This is a genomic window from Blautia fusiformis, from assembly GCF_020686995.1.
Lineage (GTDB): Bacteria > Bacillota > Clostridia > Lachnospirales > Lachnospiraceae > Blautia_A > Blautia_A fusiformis.
In genome coordinates this window covers 58,405-76,764 of sequence record NZ_JAJEPT010000007.1, presented here as the reverse complement: position 1 = coordinate 76,764, position 18,360 = coordinate 58,405, and the positions used below count along the sequence as shown (strand labels likewise).

The 18,360-nt window shown below is 49.0% G+C and carries 16 protein-coding genes; all 16 read right to left on the bottom strand.

Annotation, left to right across the window (positions count from 1 at the left end; all coding sequences use genetic code 11):
- Window position 1: 1 nt before the first annotated feature.
- Complete coding sequence (locus LKD46_RS07890) at window positions 2–1,522, bottom strand: cobyric acid synthase (protein ID WP_021650563.1); 1,521 nt, start codon at window positions 1,520–1,522, stop codon at window positions 2–4.
- Window positions 1,507–2,559 (bottom strand): threonine-phosphate decarboxylase CobD, encoded by a 1,053-nt coding sequence (gene cobD, locus LKD46_RS07885; RefSeq protein ID WP_110102259.1) that lies wholly within the window; start codon window positions 2,557–2,559, stop codon window positions 1,507–1,509. Before cobD ends, LKD46_RS07890 begins: the two co-directional genes overlap by 16 nt.
- Window positions 2,560–2,586: 27 nt before the next feature.
- Window positions 2,587–3,564: an adenosylcobinamide-phosphate synthase CbiB gene (gene cbiB / locus LKD46_RS07880; protein WP_015524814.1), complete on the bottom strand. Its 978-nt coding sequence runs from the start codon at window positions 3,562–3,564 to the stop codon at window positions 2,587–2,589.
- Window positions 3,551–4,954, bottom strand: coding sequence for a cobyrinic acid a,c-diamide synthase CobB (locus tag LKD46_RS07875; protein ID WP_110102257.1), 1,404 nt, complete (start codon window positions 4,952–4,954; stop codon window positions 3,551–3,553). Before LKD46_RS07875 ends, cbiB begins: the two co-directional genes overlap by 14 nt.
- Window positions 4,955–6,928, bottom strand: coding sequence for a precorrin-6A reductase (gene cobK / locus LKD46_RS07870; RefSeq protein WP_110102256.1), 1,974 nt, complete (start codon window positions 6,926–6,928; stop codon window positions 4,955–4,957).
- Complete coding sequence (cobJ, locus tag LKD46_RS07865) at window positions 6,921–7,652, bottom strand: precorrin-3B C(17)-methyltransferase (protein ID WP_021650567.1); 732 nt, start codon at window positions 7,650–7,652, stop codon at window positions 6,921–6,923. Before cobJ ends, cobK begins: the two co-directional genes overlap by 8 nt.
- Window positions 7,645–8,733, bottom strand: coding sequence for a cobalt-precorrin 5A hydrolase (locus LKD46_RS07860; RefSeq protein WP_110102254.1), 1,089 nt, complete (start codon window positions 8,731–8,733; stop codon window positions 7,645–7,647). Before LKD46_RS07860 ends, cobJ begins: the two co-directional genes overlap by 8 nt.
- A gap of 3 nt (window positions 8,734–8,736) precedes the next feature.
- A complete protein-coding gene (gene cobM, locus LKD46_RS07855) occupies window positions 8,737–9,495 on the bottom strand; it encodes a precorrin-4 C(11)-methyltransferase (RefSeq protein WP_015524810.1) in 759 nt (252 codons plus the stop codon).
- Window positions 9,496–9,498: 3 nt separating this feature from the next.
- Window positions 9,499–10,200 (bottom strand): precorrin-2 C(20)-methyltransferase, encoded by a 702-nt coding sequence (cobI, locus tag LKD46_RS07850; protein WP_092069119.1) that lies wholly within the window; start codon window positions 10,198–10,200, stop codon window positions 9,499–9,501.
- A 94-nt stretch (window positions 10,201–10,294) separates the two neighbouring features.
- Window positions 10,295–11,524 (bottom strand): cobalt-precorrin-5B (C(1))-methyltransferase CbiD, encoded by a 1,230-nt coding sequence (gene cbiD / locus LKD46_RS07845; protein WP_227573997.1) that lies wholly within the window; start codon window positions 11,522–11,524, stop codon window positions 10,295–10,297.
- A 19-nt stretch (window positions 11,525–11,543) separates the two neighbouring features.
- Window positions 11,544–12,884: an MATE family efflux transporter gene (locus LKD46_RS07840; RefSeq protein WP_021651731.1), complete on the bottom strand. Its 1,341-nt coding sequence runs from the start codon at window positions 12,882–12,884 to the stop codon at window positions 11,544–11,546.
- Window positions 12,885–13,101: 217 nt separating this feature from the next.
- Complete coding sequence (locus LKD46_RS07835; protein ID WP_227573996.1) at window positions 13,102–14,691, bottom strand: AAA family ATPase; 1,590 nt, start codon at window positions 14,689–14,691, stop codon at window positions 13,102–13,104.
- 177 nt (window positions 14,692–14,868) lie between these two features.
- Window positions 14,869–15,366 carry a hypothetical protein gene (locus LKD46_RS07830; RefSeq protein ID WP_227573995.1) on the bottom strand — a complete coding sequence of 166 codons (498 nt, stop codon included), beginning with the start codon at window positions 15,364–15,366 and terminating at the stop codon, window positions 14,869–14,871.
- Between the two features lie 3 nt (window positions 15,367–15,369).
- Window positions 15,370–15,885 (bottom strand): GNAT family N-acetyltransferase, encoded by a 516-nt coding sequence (locus LKD46_RS07825; RefSeq protein WP_227573994.1) that lies wholly within the window; start codon window positions 15,883–15,885, stop codon window positions 15,370–15,372.
- 15 nt (window positions 15,886–15,900) lie between these two features.
- A complete protein-coding gene (gene gloA2, locus LKD46_RS07820) occupies window positions 15,901–16,284 on the bottom strand; it encodes an SMU1112c/YaeR family gloxylase I-like metalloprotein (RefSeq protein ID WP_227573993.1) in 384 nt (127 codons plus the stop codon).
- A 190-nt stretch (window positions 16,285–16,474) separates the two neighbouring features.
- Window positions 16,475–18,343 (bottom strand): glutamine--fructose-6-phosphate transaminase (isomerizing), encoded by a 1,869-nt coding sequence (glmS, locus tag LKD46_RS07815; RefSeq protein ID WP_227573992.1) that lies wholly within the window; start codon window positions 18,341–18,343, stop codon window positions 16,475–16,477.
- Window positions 18,344–18,360: the final 17 nt, after the last annotated feature.

Genomic DNA, 18,360 nt, shown 5'->3' with positions numbered 1-18,360 from the left:
TCTATTCTTCCTCCGTAATCCCGTTTTCCAGTATCTCATAGATTTTTTTCATATCCAGATGCTTCCGCAGCTCTGCAGCCAGGATATCATACTGCTGTTCCTTAAATGCCGCAAAATCCACGCCTGTCATATTTTCCACATCAATACCTTTTTTCTCGCCGATCACGCGGATGATCGCCTCTGCAGATGCTTCCTTATCGAAAACGCCGTGGATATAGGTTCCGCACACATTTCCCGCAAAAGCACCCTCTTCTTTTTTCTTACCGCTGACGCTGTCTGTGATCTTCGTGGCTGTTCCTGCATTGTCCTTCAGGATGCTTTCGCCCATATGGATCTCATAGCCCTCGATCTCCGCACCGGAAAGAGGAGCAAACACACCGGACAGCTGACCGAAATGCCCCTGCACCCTGGTCCTGGTTTTCTTTTCGGCAAATACCGTTTCCATAGGAAGAAGTCCCATTCCTTTCATAGAACCGCCATTTTCAACTCCATGAGGGTCGCTTAAGGTTTCACCCAGCATCTGATAGCCACCGCAGACACCAAAGATCAGCTTGCCTCTGGAGGCTTCCTTAAGAACTGCTGCCTCCATTCCGCTTTCCCGCATCCAGATCAGATCACCCATGGTGTTCTTGGTTCCAGGAAGGATGATCATGTCCGGAGAGTGAAGATCTCTCGGGTGTTTTACATAGCGGAGAGAAACTCCGGGAATGCTCTCAAAAGGATTAAAATCCGTAAAGTTGGAGATCCTTGGTGTACGGACCACTGCGATATCAATGACACCGGCTTCCTGCTTCCGGTCAAAACGCTCCGTCAGGCTGTCCTCATCCTCCACCTGGATATCCAGATAAGGCGCCACACCCACCACCGGGATCCCGCTTCTTTCCTCAAGCATGACAACACCAGGGTCCAGAATAGTCTTATCTCCGCGGAATTTGTTGATGATCAGCCCCTTTACCATAGCCTTCTCATCGTCCTCCAGAAGCTCTACCGTACCGATCAGCTGGGCAAAAACACCTCCACGGTCAATATCTCCCACAAGAAGGACCGGTGCCTTGGCCATCTTTGCCATACCCATATTTACAATATCCTCATCCTTGAGATTGATCTCGGCAGGACTTCCCGCACCTTCGATGACAATGATATCGTTTTCCGCTGCAAGAGCGTTGTATGCCTTCATCACATCCGGAACCAGGGTCTTCTTATATTTGAAATAATCCCTGGCACTCATGGTTCCAAGAACCTCTCCGTTTACGATCACCTGGGAGCCTACATCATTGGTAGGCTTCAGAAGGATGGGATTCATCAGGACAGACGGCCGGATCCCGGCTGCCTCTGCCTGCATGACCTGGGCCCGTCCCATCTCAAGACCATCCTCTGTGATAAAGGAATTCAGTGCCATATTTTGTGATTTAAAAGGAGCCACACGATATCCATCCTGCTTAAAGATCCTGCAAAGTCCCGCAGCCAGTAGGCTTTTTCCGGCATTGGACATGGTTCCCTGTACCATTATTGCTTTTGCCATAATATACCTCCCTCAAGTACTTCGATCAGTTTTACATTTTCTTCATGGCGCTTTACCGCGATCCGGTAATACCCCTTTGTAAGACCCGGATAATTGCTGCAGTCACGGATCAAGATCCGCTTACGCAGACAGAAGTCAAAGAGCTCCTCCGGTCCTTTAAAGAAAATATAATTTGCTTCCGACGGAAATACTTTATACCCAATGCGGACCAGCTCATCCTTCAGCCACTGTGCCTCCCGAAAAACAAGCTGTCTTCCCTCCTCTACATATTCCGTCTCTGTAAGTGCCTGGAGCCCGGCTGCCTGGGCCATGGTGGAAACATTCCATGGCTGAACGCAGAGCTCCATCCTTTCCATCAGCTTTCTGTCAGAACAGAGGCCATAGCCTAGCCGCACACCGGCCATGGCATATCTTTTTGTAAATGCCTTCAGGATAAAAAGATTATTGAACCCGGAAAGAGAACGCTTCAGAGAATACTCTTCCGGTTCCTTTACAAAATCGAGGAAACATTCATCTACCACCAGCAGGATATCCAGCTTTCTGCATTTTTCCAGGATCCTTTTCAGAAGCCTGTGGGGGATCAGCATGCCGGTAGGATTGTTGGGGTTACATAAGAAAGCCATATCCAGTCCCTTATGGAGGATATCCAGATATGCTTCACTGAGCACAAAACCGTCATTTTCCGTCAGCATGTAATATTCTAGCTCACAGCCTGTGCTGGCCAGAGCCTGTCCGTATTCCGCAAAAGTAGGCGCCGGGATCAGAGCCCGCTTTGGCTTTACTGCATGACAAAGCGTAAAGATCACTTCTGCCGCTCCGTTACCGCATATTACCTCTTCCGCTTTTACCCCTTCCGATTCTGCGATCCTTTCCCTGAGAACGCCGCATCCCACCTGGGGATACTGTGCAATATGATCCAGACTGTGGATAATGGCCTGCTTCACACTTTCCGGTGTTCCCAAAGGATTCAGATTTGCCGAAAAATCCAGGCAGTCTTTATGTTTATATACGTCTCCTCCATGTATGTGTTTTGTCATTGGTCATTCTCCTGTCTGTATTTATTGTTACCTTAATAACCCGAACCGGATCCCCGCACTGAGCAGTCCAAATACAACCACACCCAGTATAGATGCCGCGTACATCAGTCGGTTAGCCCTTTTGATATCCTCCGGCTCCACCGGGCGAATCGGATCCCCGATCGTAGGTTTTTCATATAATTTCCCGAAATAATATGCATTTCCCGCAAGCTGTACATCCAGCGCTCCGGCCATGGCAGCCTCTGTCTGAGCAGAGTTGGGGCTTGCATGGTTTCTCCGGTCACGTTTGTAGATCTTTGCCGCGTTTTTTGTATCCATTCCTGTAAAAACAGTTCCTGCCACCATCAGCCATCCGGAAATCCTGGCAGGGATATAATTGGCCACATCATCCAGCTTTGCCGCAATACGGCCGAAATAAAGATATTTGTCATTTTTATATCCAAGCATAGAATCCATGGTATTGATACCCTTGTACAAAAACATCAGCGGCACCCCACCGATAGCCATATATAGCATGGGGGCGATCACGCCGTCGGATGCATTTTCCGCAACGGTTTCCACGGCAGCCTTTGTCACGCCGGTTTCCGTAAGCTCTCTGGTATCACGGCCTACGATCATGGACACCGCATAGCGTGCCTCGTCCAGAGTTCCGTTTTTCAGCCGGTCATAAACCTTCATACTCTCATCCTTCAGGGAACGGGTGGCAAGAAGCTGATAGCACCAGAAAACCTCCAGCACAAATCCGGCCACCGGCAGATACCGGTAAAGATAATAAAGCACCAGAAGCGGCACCCCGCCGCTGAACAGACAGACAAGCACTACGATCAGAAAGCCTCCTGTCAGCTCACCGCCGTGATTTTTCGGAAAAATCTTCCGGATCACCTTTTCCAGCACTGCAATCAGATTGCCGATGACACAGATCGGATGATAAAGCCATCTGGGATCTCCGATCAGAAGATCCAGCACAAATCCTATGACCAGTGCAGGAAGACTATATTTCAGCATCTTTTTTCTGCCTCCGTTCTTTCTTATATTCCAGTGCGTTCTTCAGAAAGCGTGCCGGAACCCTGGGATTTCCGTAATAATAAAGATGCGGAAATCCTGCCATCAGCCTGCCCCGGTCATGGATACAATCCCATCCTCTTTTAGATGCCGGCTTTGCCGCATGAAAATCCTCTCCGCAATCTGTAGAATCAAAGTAATGGAATTCATGAGCCGGGATCTCACCAAGTCCGGTATCCTGTTTTTCCGTAAGGGTGATATAGCCGAACCGGTTCAGCTTCGGTGTGCGGTAAGCCCTTCCAGGGATCACCCCGCAGACTCTGCGCTGCTTTCCTTCCATATCCTCCATCTCCTGATGAAGATACATGAATCCGCCACATTCTGCCAGACAGGGCATTCCGTCCAGGATAACTTCCCGGATCCGGGTGCACATTTCCTGATTTTCTTCCAGCGCCTCCCCGTTTAATTCCGGGTAACCGCCGCTTAAAAGAAGCCCGTCCAGATCCTCCGGAAGCTCTCTGTCATGAATGGGTGAAAAACGTACTAGCTCCGCTCCCATCTGCTCCAGAAGATTTAAATTATCCGCATAGAAAAAGCAGAAGGCTTCATCATCCGCCACACCGATCCGCACCTTTTCCTCTGTACGGTATCCGAAGGCAGTATCCTTCTGTATCAGCATTTCCGTCTCCGGTGCCGCAAGCTCCGGTGCTTCCCCTGCAAGCTCCAGGATCCCATCGATATCCAGGGTTTTCTCCAGTACCTCGGAAAGCTTCTGCAGACGGCTTTTCAGCTCCGGGATCTCCTCCGGAAGCACCAGCCCCAGATGACGGCTTTCGATCACACAGTCCTCCACCTTCGGAACATATCCCAGCACCTTTACGGAAAGCTCCTCTTCCAGAAGCTTCTTCATCCTGGGATACAGCATGGGAGACATCTGGTTAAAGATCACGCCGCAGATATGACTGTCCTTTTTGTATTCCAGAAAGCCCTTTACATAGGCAGCCAGGGAAACACTCATGCCACGGCTGTTTACGATCAGGATCGCCGGTGTATCTGTGGTGGAGGCCAGATCATAGGCGCTGGCTCTGGAGGTGATTCCTCCTACACCGTCATAATACCCCATGACTCCCTCCATCACTGCGATCTCACAGTCCGATGCGTTCTTTGCCAGAAGATACCGGGTTCTGTCTCCATCTGTAAAAAACGTATCCAGGTTTCGGGATCTTGTACCGATCACACGGCTGTGGAACATAGGATCTATGTAATCCGGGCCGCATTTAAAAGAAGCCACCTTAAGGCCACGGTTCACCAGCGCCTGAAGCAGCCCGCAGGTGATCAGGGTTTTTCCGCTTCCGCTGGCACCTGCCGCAAGAAGTATTCTCGGGATCTTCACCTAAATCTCCTCCCCTCTTCCGCTGCAGGAAATGATATAGATCGGATTCTCACCCATCATCATATGATACCTTCCGATAGATTTGGATCTTGCCGCAGACAGCTGTACGATATCCACATCCGTCAGGCTGAAATCTCGGATGGCATTCATGGCTTCCGTCACCGTCTCCAGCGTGATGCAGTTGATCACGATCCGTACTTTTGGATTTTTGTCCAGAAGAAGCCGGATGATCTCATTCATATTTCCGGAAGACCCGCCGATAAAGGCATGTGTCGGAACAGGCAGTTCCACCATCGCTTCCGGTGCAGTACCCGGCACGATCTCCAGATTGTCTGTGGCAAATTTCCGCCTGTTCTCCTTCAGAAGAGCAAGGGCATCTTCCTTTTTCTCGATGGCATAGACCTGCCCCTTCCAGGCACGAAGCGCCATCTCAACAGAAACCGAGCCTGTGCCCGCTCCCACATCATAGCAGACAGAATCCTCCTGAAGACGAAGCTTGGACAGAGAAACCGTACGCACCTCTTCCTTTGTCATAGGCGCCTTCCCACGGAGAAATTCCTCATCACAGATCCCGTGAACTGCAGGCAAAGGTAGTGCCTTTTCATTGCACGCAGTTACCACGCTTAACGCATCTCCCCGGTATTCTGTAAGCTCTGCCGCACTGGCATGAAAGATCTTTTCATTTTCGTAGGAAAGATTTTCTCCCACATAAAGGGTCACATCACCCATTCCATACGCAACCAGACGAGAAGCCAGACGAGCTACCCCATCCTCTGTTCCCAGAATGGAAAAAACCTTGGGGTTATGCCGGATCAGGGCAATCAGATTGCAGTCTCTTCCATGAGCGCTGACGATCCTGGCATCATCCCAGGAAAGACCGATCTTCGCCATAAAATAGACAACGGAAGAAATCCCGCAGATCACCTGGACATCACCATCCAGAAGATCGATCAGCTTCCTTGCGCCGCTGTAGAAGCCCACATCGCCGGAAAGGGCAATGGCTACGGTACGGTACTGTGGATGTGTCTTGATATACTCCACGATCTTATCACTGCGGTACTCATGGAGAACCATCTGCCCCGGCCTCTGTACGGCATCTGTCATACGCTTTGCACCGATCAGAAGCTCCGCCTCATCAAAGGCCTTCTTTCCTTCCAAAGTCAGGGTTTTTTCCGCACCCATGCCGATGCCTACAAGAGAAACCCTCTGTGACAGGGTAAGGCCGAACAACTTTGCCAGAAATACCCTTGCTTCCGGCAGGGACAGCCCCTCCTCCTGCAAAGGTCTTCCGATGATCACAGGTGTGACGCCGCAGCGCTGACAGGCCTCCATCTTTTCCGGGAATCCACCTGCCAGACCGGTATCCTTGGTGACCAGATAGCTGCACTGAAACTGTCGAAGCATGGCTTCGTTGATCTCTGTGGAAAATGGCCCCTGCATACCGATGAGATGCTTTCCCTCGATCCCCAGCTCCGCGCAGGAGCTGATCACGGAAGGGATGGACAGCACCCGGGCAAAAAGCCTCTCCTGGTAATCCGGGATCACTGTAAATTTAGACAGCTCCTTGCTTCCTGTGGTAAGAAAAATGTTCCCCTCTGTACCGGAAAGAAGCTCTGCCGCCTTCTCCGTGCTTTCCACATAAATGGCTTCACGGTTCTTCTCCCCCTCCGGGCGAAGGACACGCTGATAGCGAATGCTTCCGTTCTCACAGGCAGTCCGGATATTTTTTGTCACCTCTGCTGCATAGGGATGAGTGGCGTCCAGAACGATCTCCGGCGCTTCCCTTCGGAAAAGCTCCTCCATATCTTCGGTTTTCAGCCTTCCGGCGCTGACATGGAGAAATTCATTTTCCTTCAGAAGGGAGCCGCCATATTCCGTAGCTGCACAGGCATAAACCGGAACATGATTTTCCGCAAGGAACTCACAGAGCGCATAGCCCTCGGTGGTCCCTGCAAAAACAATGGCTTTATACATTCTTATATCCCCTTGGTGTTACCATCTTGCCGTTTACATTCTTAGTCTGTGAATTTCCCACAAATACGGTAGTAAACATATCCACTTCTGTATCACGGAGCTCCTTCAGTGTCATAACCTGTGCCGTCTCGCCGTCACGTGCGATCTGGGCAACCGTGCCGCAGACAGTATCCGGGGACTTGTATTTCATCATCAGATCACAAGCCTTCTGAAGATAATCCTTACGTTTTCTGCTGGACGGATTGTAAAGGCATACCACAAAATCCGCCTGTGCTGCTGCCAGAAGCCTTGCCTCGATCTTCTCCCACGGAGTCAGAAGATCACTTAAGCTGATTAGGCAGAAATCATGGATCAGCGGTGCACCCAGCACTGCGGCGCCGCCTGTGGCTGCTGTCACACCCGGGATAATGGTCAGCTCCACATCCGGATAGTTTTCTCCCACCTCATACATCAGACCTGCCATGCCATAGACACCGGCGTCACCACTGCAGATCATGGAAACGGTTTTTCCTTTTTTTGCCTCGTCAAAAGCAAGTACACAGCGGTCTACCTCTTTTTTCATCGGTGTGGTCATGAACTCTTTGCCTGCAAAATACTCCTTTACAAGATCCACATACACCGTGTAACCGATGATCACATCACTTTCATTTAATGCACGGATCGCTCTTCCAGTCATCTGGTCATACGCACCCGGGCCAATTCCTACAACATAAATCTTACTCAAAACGTATCCTCCGATTTCCGGCTGCAAGGGCGGTGGTCACACCGTCCCGGCCTGTTTTTTTTCTGATCAGTGTACCCTGTCCGCAACCCAGAACCGCGCTTCTCTCACAGACATTCTCTACACCTGTTATCTTTTTTACAAATTGTGACGGGGTAAATTCACCCTGCACTGCCTTCAGCTCTTCCTCTGTAAAGGTCAGAAACGGAAGCTGCCAGGCTTCTGCCAGAGAAAGAAGTCCCACCTCTTCTTTCTTCAGATCGATACTGGCAATGGCTCTCAGTGCTTCTCTGTAAACATCTGATCCCTTCAGACATTCCTCTGCCGCCTTCCGGATGGAGGCTGCATCCTTTCCCCTGCGGCAGCCCATTCCCAGAACTGCAGCGGGCGGCACCACATGGACTGTATTTTTAAAGGGCAGGCAGCCTCTGTGGATCGTCACCGCAATACCTGTTTCCGGTGCCTCACCGGCTATCTCACCCTTCTCCGGATCCGCTGCAGCTGAGAGCCTTCCGTCCTTCCCGCAAAGCACCAGACCCTCCGGCAGCTCCCCGTCCCATGGAAACTCACTGTAAAAGCCAACGCTCTCTCCCGCAAGAAGGGCCGCAGAAGCCTCCTTTGCAGCCTTCATATGAAAAATAGCACAGCCATTCTTTTTTGCAAAAACATCCACTGCAAAACGGCTGTGAAGATCTGTGGCTGTTGTCACAACCGGCACCGCCTTAAGATATCCGGCACAGCGAAGAGCCAGCTCATTGGCTCCGCCCAGATGTCCGGAAAGAAGAGCAATGACAAATTTTCCGCACTCATCAATCACCAGCACAGCCGGATCCGTCTTTTTTCCGGCAATGTAAGGTGCGATACTGCGCACTGCGATCCCGCAGGCACCAACAAAGATCACGCCCTCTTTTCCTGCCTGGAACTGTTCCCCTGCCCACTGGGAGGTGGAAACAGAGATCGGATCCGGAAGGTACCGGCTCTTTTTTGCAAGGGTGACACTCTCACCCTCTTTTTCCAGAGCCCTCTGAAGCCTTTCCCCTGTCTCCAGCCCTGTCATACTGAAGCAAATGATGGAAATGTTCATATTTTATTTCGTAGCCTCACGGAACTCTGTGGTAAAGCCCGGATCATACAGCTTGGATCTGTCATAGCTTGCAGCATTGACCGCATCACCTACCAGCATAAGCGCTGTTTTTGTGATCTTGTTCTCTTTTGCTGTCTGGGCCAGAGTACCCACTGTACAGATAAACTTCTTCTCATCGGGCCAGGTTGCCTTGTAGACGATGGCAGCCGGTGTATCCTCACGGTATCCGCCCTCCACCAGTCTGCGGCTCAGCTCCTCCAGCATACCTGTACTGAGGAAAATAACCATAGTCGCATTATGAGCGGCAAAGGACTGAATACTCTCTTTTGCCGGCACCGGTGTCCTTCCTTCCATTCTTGTGATGATCACACTCTGGGAAATATCCGGAAGTGTATACTCCAGGTTCAGTGCAGATGCAGCTCCGCAGAAGGCACTGACACCCGGGCAGGAATCATAGGGGATTCCCTTTTCATCCAGGATATCCATCTGCTCACGGATCGCACCGTAGATACATGGATCGCCGGTGTGGAGACGAACGGTCATCTTACCCTCAGCCTCTGCTCTCTCCATAACAGAGATCACTTCCTCAAGGGTCATCTTTGCACTGTTATGGATGGTGCACACATCCTTGGAATACTCCAGAAGCTGGGGATTTACAAGAGATCCCGCATAGATGATCACATCTGCCTCTTCCAGATACTGTTTACCTCTTACTGTGATAAGATCCGGTGCTCCCGGACCTGCTCCTACAAAATGTACCATAATCTATTCCTCTCTTCTGTCTTTGTTTTCTTTGATAATGATCAGGGAATAATATCCTGCATCCTCAGGGATCTCCTCCACGGTCCGGTAGATCTTTTCATCCGGCATTCCGCAGTTTTCGATCATCATGGCCTCTGCCCCCTGGGAAAGAAGCTCGGCCTTCACATCCTTCATCTTCTTTCCGGCCTTCATAAGGACCTTGGTACCGGAAAGCTTCAGCGCATCTTCGATCTGATAGGAAGCCGGGATCACGTGAAGAGGCTCTGCCTTCTCCACAAGTCCGGTGTTCAGACGGGCGGAAACTGCACAGAAGGATGTGATGCCACAGACGATCTCCGTCTCATAGCCCTGAGCCACAAGTCTGTGATGGATATAGAGATATGTGGAATACACGGTAGGATCTCCCAGTGTGAGAAATACCACATCTTTCCCCTGGTCCAGGACAGCCTTGACTTTTTCTGCTCCTGCATCGTGATAGCTCTTCAGCACCTCAGGATCCTTGGACATTGGAAAAGGAACTGCAAGAAGCTCCTTCTTTCCAAGCTCCGGATAAGCCCCCTCCACGATCTTAAACGCTACCGTATCCTCCGGAACCTGTCCCGGAAGTGCGATCACCTCTGCCTCCTTTACAAGACGAAGTGCTTTTAAGGTAAGAAGCTCCGGATCTCCCGGTCCTACACCTACACCATATAATTTACCTGCCATATTTCTTTCCTCCTAACTATATTTTCCAGACAGGATAAAACCTGTCTGTTATTTATATCAAATTTTGTCCCCGGATCAAAAATCTCCATCCGGATCAGGGTTTCACGCATGAAATATCATCCACCCCGACTGCCTGCTCCTGTATCTTATGGATCAGCTCTTCTGAATCCCGAGTCTGCCCCAGCAATCCGTATACATTGGAAAACACCACAGCGCCCAAAAGGATCTGCTCATAGGACCTGTGGTCCAGATAAAACTGGATCTTCTCCATGACCACAGCCATAGTCTCTTTCAGGATACCATAGCTGTCAAGAACAGCCAGCGCCTCGTCGGTAGTCCCCGCCTCCAGGATCTCTCTGGCACATTCCAGAGAGCCCCCTGCACGGATGGCACTTGCACAGAGAACCTCCATCCTTCCGTCAGCACAGTGGGAATGGGTATTCATGATCCCGGCGGCAACCTTTACAAACTTACCGATATGAGCCACAAAAAGAATGCCCTTTACGCCCATATCAATGGCCATGTCAATGGTCTCTCCTACATAGTTGCTGCACTTGATATTGTTCTCAAAGGGAATGGACATATGCTCCCTGAGATAATCCGCGCCGTAATTCCCCGGTGTCACCAGGATAAAATTTTCTCCCTGGCAGAAATGCTGCTTCATCTCCACATGGATGCTTTCGATCAGAGCCTTCTCACTCATGGGCTCTACGATCCCGCTGGTTCCAAGTATGGAGATCCCGCCAAGAATGCCAAGACGGGGATTAAAGGTTTTCTTCGCGATCTCCTCCCCCTGAGGGACGGATACGGTAAGCTTCAGACCGCCCTCATAGTCATATTCCTGGGCCGCCTCTTCGGCTTCCCGCAGGATCATGGCTCTGGGAACCGGATTGATTGCCGCTTCCCCCACGTTCTGGGAAAGTCCCGGCTTGGTGACACGCCCCACCCCGATCCCACCGTCCAGGATGATCTGAGGCCGGGATTTCTCTGTTTTCCGCTGCTGCCCGGCCTGTTCTGCCGCTGAGATAGAAAACTTCTCCGCTTTTACATAGACCAGGATCCCGTTGGTGGTATCCGGATCATCCCCTGCATCCTTCTGTACCGCACAGGAGACATAGGTTTCGCCCCGGGTAATATCGTGAAGCTGTAATGTAAGGGTGATTCCCTTTGGGGTATCAAGCTCTACCTCGGAAAGAGTCTCTCCCGAAAGCAGCATCCGGACTGCACCCCTGGCTGCCCCGGCTGCACAGGAGCCTGTTGTGTAGCCATAACGGAGGCGCTTGTTGTTTTTTATGACATACTGGTCTTCCAGTCCATTCTTCATATATACGATGTCCTCCTTTTCAGATTACCTTGTGCTCCAGCCATTTGCGGCTGTGGAAACGCCAGGTAAAAATGATCCCACGAACAGTCCAGTCTGCAAACATTCCGATCCAGACACCCATAGGCCCGAAGCCCAGGACACGGATCAGGAAAACACAGAGACAGAACCTGCATGCCCACATGGTACAGCAGGAGGTGATCATGGAAAACTTCACATCACCGGCTGCACGAAGACCATACCCCGGCACGAACGCCATTGTCCATACCACAGGCTTTACGATGGTGATCCATGTGATCATGTGGATGCACATTTCTGCACTGGTACTCTCCATTCCGCCAAGGATCGTCACCGGTCTGACCAAAATATACACGATCAGACAGCTTACGATAATAACTGCCTCTGCAATGACGCAGAGTTTTTTTATGTAATAGACCGCCTCATCCTTGCGGCCGGCACCAAGACACTGGCCTACGATGGTCATCAGGCCCACACCTACTCCGATGGCCGCGATACCATTCAGATTCTCAAGGATATTGGTCATTGCCTGCGCTGCGATGGCTGCTGTTCCCAGTGTGGAAACCGTAGACTGGATGGCAAGCTTTCCAAGCTGAAACATACTGTTCTCAATTCCCGAAGGGATCCCAAGTCCCAGGATACGTCCGATCATGCTCCAGTCCGGTCGGATCTTCAGATAATCCTTCACAACGACAGGCTGACGATCCTTACGCAGCTGCCAGAGAACAACCACTGCACAGAAAATACGGGAAACCAGTGTGGAGATCGCCGCTCCTGCAACACCAAGGTGGAAAACCCAAATCAGAACCGCGTTTCCGCCAATGTTCATGATATTGGAGATCATGGAGATGGCCATAGGCCCCTTGGTATTCTCCTGGGCACGAAAGATCGAAGCCGCAGAATCATAAGCCGCAATAAAGGGGAATGACAGTGCCGTGAAAAAGAAATAGGTTTCCGATGCACGCATAACATCCGCATCCACCGCACCGAAGATCAGCCTCAAAAGCGGCTTCTGAAAGATCAGACAGACTGCAGACACCACTACAGAGATTGCTGTGATGATAAAAAGCACCTGCCTGGCAGACATGTTCGCCTTCTCATAATTCCTCTGTCCGATATACTGGGCACAGACAATGGCGCCTCCCGCTGCCAGCGCCGAAAAAGCCTGGATCAGAAGCACATTGATGGAATCCACCAGCGATACCGCAGAAAGAGCCGCAGATCCCACATTGCTGACCATCATGGTATCTGCGGTTCCCATTATCGAATTCAAAATCTGTTCCAGCACTACCGGCACCAGAAGATTACGGATCATCCGGTTGGTAAACATATGCTGCTGTTCCATTGTTACATCCCCCGCCTCACTTATTTATGACCTGACAAAGCAGAAAAAAAACGTCTGTATTTTATCAATCACACTTTCTCTGACATTATACCCTTTTCCCGCTCTTTTTCCAATATATTTTCTGTGTTTTTTGTACAAACTGCAAAATGCCGCAGGCGCGAAACCTGCGGCAGTCTTTCTATTTTGTGTTTTTTTATTATACAATTATGTTCCAAAGTCACTCTTTTTCATATTTTTCGATCAAACATTGATGTTCCTTACTGGTTTTATCATAGTTGATCCCAACAAGCAGGATTTCACCTGTGTAATCCAGAATTGAAGAAGGATATTTTTTATCTTTAATCTGCATCACGGCAGTCTGGGCATTTTGATTCCACTTCAGCTCTACGATCAACGCCGGATAAGATGAACAGTACTCTATCTTTGGGATAAACACAAAATCAGCAAATCCACGGCCTGTCGGCAGTTCCCGGACAGGTTTAAAATAGTACTGCATTGCACTTAAATATGCAATTGCCAAAACACTGCTCAGTGAATTCTCATTGTTATATTGAATGGAAGACGCATACTCGTTGTGGATTTTTTCAATCTGTGCAGCAACTTCTACTCCATCCATGTCCAACGTAGCATCAAGTAAATGTTCCGAATTTTTCTGGAATTCCAGCATCTCATTCCACTGCTTACTTTCAACAGCAGCTGTAAGTTCTTGTCGAATCTCTTCATTCGGCACAAAGGCAGTCTTTAATTTGGGGTTATATCCAAAATAACCCAGGTGAATCATGTATGTTAACACATCATCCTTACTTTTGATGCTTACCGTATCGTTCTTAAAGGTTGCTGTGTTTACTTTAACCTCTGCACCAGAGATCATTTCAATAATAGCTGTTTTCAAACCACCATAATTCATGTTGATCAGCGGAACAATCACGTCATACGAAGCTGTTTCTGACCAATAGCTCTTGAATTCTCCCCGAAGCATCACGCCAACAACTGCTCGAGGATTATAAACCTGATGACCATTCAGCAGATATCCATCATACCAACGCTTTACCTCATCAAAATCCTGATGATATTCTTCTGCCAGTTTCTGCACTTCATTCTCAGTAAAACCGACATACGGTGCGAGACTGCCTGGGCTCAGCATAGAAAACTCATCAAAGTTATTCAGAGCTGACTGTGTTTTTTCCTTCTTTATGGGAAGAATACCTGTAAGGTACGCCAGTTGAATATACTTTGTAGGTTCTATTCCTTTGAACATTCCTCGCAGGAAATTTATATAATCTTCCTGTGCTTTTTTATTGGCCGCCTCATCACGAATCAGTACGTCCCATTCATCAATGATGACGATAAACTTCTGTCCCACCTTATCTTTGATTCTTGAAAGTGCATCCGGCAAGCCAGATACTTCAAGTGGCAGAACATCCGGATAAACTTCCCGCAATTCATCCAGAACCGCCTCCGTGACATGCTTCACTATATTATCCGCATCATCACAGTTTGCCAGAAACCACTGAATATCGATATGGATCACATCATACTTGTTAAGATGCTTTTTAAAGTCGGCCGCCCTGCTTATCTGCAATCCAGAAAACATCTGCTCAGAATCTGCGCCTTTACTATAATACGCAGCCAACATATTAGCTGCATAAGATTTTCCGAACCGGCGCGGCCGACTATTGCAGATATAAGCATTTGTTGTATCAAGAACACTGTTTGTGTACTCGATCAGGCCAGTCTTATCCACATATATTCTGGAGTTAAGAGCAACCTGAAATGCACTGTTGTCCGGGTTCACAAATCTTCCCATGCTTTTCAGACTCCTTTCTGAAGCTGTTCCTCAAGCACGAGGTTACAACTCACCTGTTTTATTTTGATTTTATCATTTCATAGAGCAAATAACAAGTTGATGGCTGTTTTACTTTGTGCAACATATGCAAATCCCACTCGAACAGTACGCTCTTTCCCGGTTCTGTCAACCATTATTTCATTTTGATCTCGCTGTTATACGAACATCTGCTGATCCTTCTTCTGTTGTGGCATTCCTCCACCGCTTCATCGCTCTGTACCTCCGCTGCCGCTCGGCTCCAACACTGATCTTATCTGCCGGTGCTGTACCTGGAAAATACACACCCTTTTTGTACGGAAGATATGAAGTAACAGAGGACCTGGACAGGCCAAGAGCATTTGCAGTTGAAAGGACAGCAGCTTTATGATCCTGTGTTTTTCTGAAATCATCAAAGGTCACCTGCACCTTCTCCGCCATATCCGATACATACACACCGGCCGTGATAAGCAGCTTCCGAATCTTGATTGGATTCAGCCCCAGCTCATCTGCAATGGCCTGCAAAGACATCCCCTCTTCATAAAGCACAACAGACGGATTCATCAGTTCCTTAAGGATCTTCCCGGCATCATACTCCGGCTTAGATTTCCTGCGGCCACCTCCGGGCCTTCTTGGTTTATACGCTCTTTTCTCACCCATAGATCACAAAACCAGCTCATACATTTTGAAGGTCATCTCACCAACCACCTTATAAAAAAGTGTCTTTGTCTGGATGTACCGAAAACCCAGTTTCTGATACAGACCTTCCGCTGCTGTATTGTTCTCGATCACATCAAGCCTCAGCGCTTTCTTTCCGGCTTTTCTTTCCGATTCCACAATGTGCTCCATCAAATTCCGGGCCAGACCCTTACCACGCTGCTCCGGATGCACTGCCAGAACATGAACGATTATAACCTCATCCGAATCGATCTGCCACGGCACATCTGCGTAGCCATCCACCTTTTCATCATTAACTATCGCACAGGCCGCAATCTCGCTGCCATCTGCCAGCACATACAGTTCCTCCTTACCAATACTGTTACGCAGCATTTCATCAGAAGGATGGATACCCTTCTTCCAATGTGGAAACGATGGATCACCCTGCTCCTGATCGATCAGCTCCCAGTACAGAGATTTTATGTTGTCAAAATCATCTTTTACTGCCTTACGAAATATCATTTGCTCCATCTCCTCTTACTCATGCAGCTCCAGCGGCAGTCCGTCCGGGTCATGAAAAAACGTCATCTTCTTGCCGGTAAAATCATCCACACGGATCGGCTCACATTCGATCCCGACCTCCGCCAGCTCTTTCACCGTCTGCTCCACACTCTCCACGCAGAAAGCAAGATGACGCAGGCCACAAGCCTCCGGACGGCTCACCCGCTTCGGTGGGTTTGGTTCTGCAAAAATCTCCAGCTCCGTGTGCTCATCCACACGCAGATCCAACTTCCAGTCCCTGCGCTCCGCACGGTAGTTTTCTCTGATAACGGAGAAGCCAAGCTTGTTTACGTAGAAATCCTTTGCGGATTCGTAGTTGGATACGATGATGGCGATGTGGTGTATTTTTGATAGGTTCATTTTTTTGTACTCCTTTTTAGTTTGTCTTATTTTCGTTATAAACTATATAGCGGTATTTAAAATATACCGTGTGTGCTTTGGCTCTGAAGGAGCATGTGTTTCACACACGGCATTATTTTTATTTCAGTTTTTCACACATGTTTTAGTATATCATAAATCTGCAAATAAACCAGCCTTGTACACGTATTTTTTACTCCACTGTAACACTCTTTGCAAGATTTCTCGGCTTATCGACATCCAGACCCTTAGCAACAGAAACATAATAACCCAGAAGCTGCAGAGGAATCACTGCCAGACTGCCCACAAAGTGCTCATCTACCTTCGGTACATACACAGTGAAGTTCACCTGATCCTCAATCTCGTATTTACCATATGTAGTCAGCCCCATCAGGTAGGATCCGCGGCTCTTGCACTCTAACATATTGCTTACAGTCTTCTCATACAGTCCGCTCTGAGTCAATACACCAATGACCAACGTTCCCTGCTCGATCAGACTGATCGTACCATGTTTCAGCTCACCTGCTGCGTATGCTTCAGAATGGATATAGCTGATTTCCTTCAACTTCAAACTGCCCTCCAGACAAACTGCATAGTCAATACCACGGCCTACAAAGAATACATCATGGGCATTGGCATACTTTGCAGCAAACCACTGGATACGTTCTTTATCTTCCAGGACCTTCTGCATCTTTTCCGGAATAGTCTGCAGCTCAGAGATATAGTAACCATACTGCTCATCTGTGATCTTTCCTCTGACTTTTGCAAACTGAACAGACAGACAGTACATAGCCACAAGCTGTGCGCTGTATGCCTTGGTCGTAGCAACAGAGATCTCCGGACCAGCAAGTGTGTAGAACACCTTATCTGCTTCACGGGCAATACTGCTGCCAACCACATTGACGATCGCCATCGTGGCGATACCCTTTTCCTTTGCAAGCCGCAATGCTGCCAGTGTATCTGCTGTTTCACCAGACTGGCTGACAACGATCACCAGGGCTTTCTGATTAACTGGCATTTTGCGATAGCGAAACTCAGACGCAAGTTCCACACGTACCGGGATATCTGCCATATCTTCCAGTACATATTGAGCAGCCATACCAACATGCCATGCAGAACCGCAGGCAACAATATAAATCTGCTCAAAGTTCTTAATCTCGTCCTCATTGATCTCCACGCTGGACAGATCAATGGCACCATTCCTGATCACGGAATTAAGGGTATCCTGGACAGCCTTCGGCTGCTCGTGGATTTCTTTCATCATGAAATGTTCAAAGCCGCCCTTTTCAGCAGCCTCAGCATCCCACTTGATTTCTGTAGTCTGCTTCTCAATCTCGTCACCGTTCAGATCATAAAAATGAGCCTCGCCCGGTGTCAGCTTTGCAAACTCAAGATTACCGATATAATATACATTTCTCGTATATTTCAGGATTGCCGGGACATCGGAAGCCACATAGGTCTCGCCATCTGCAATACCAATGATCATCGGACTATCCTTACGCGCCACCCAGATCTCGCCCGGATAATCACGGAACATCAGCTCAAGAGCATAAGAACCGCGGACACGGACCATTGTCTTCGCAATGGCATCAATAGGACCAAGGTTGTACTTTTTATAATAGTAATCAACTAGCTTAATAACCACCTCTGTATCTGTCTGACTGTAAAAAGTGTAGCCGTGCTTCAGCAACTTCTCTTTCAATTCTGTGTAATTCTCAATGATGCCGTTATGTACACCAACAACCTCAGACTCCACTGCACCGGAACCTGATTTACTGCAGTTACCGGAAACATGAGGATGTGCATTGATCTGGCTGGGCTCACCATGGGTAGCCCAGCGTGTATGTCCAATACCACAGGCTCCTTTTAACGCTTTGCCTGCATCTGTTTTCTCGACCAGATTCGTCAGACGGCCCCTTGCCTTCACGACCTCTGCCAAAGCCTCTCCATCACGGACAGCCAGTCCAGCTGAGTCATATCCTCTATATTCCAGTTTCGACAGACCATCCAGCAGGATCGGTGCTGCCGGCCGTTTTCCTGTAAAACCAACGATTCCACACATAGGTTTATCCCTCCCGT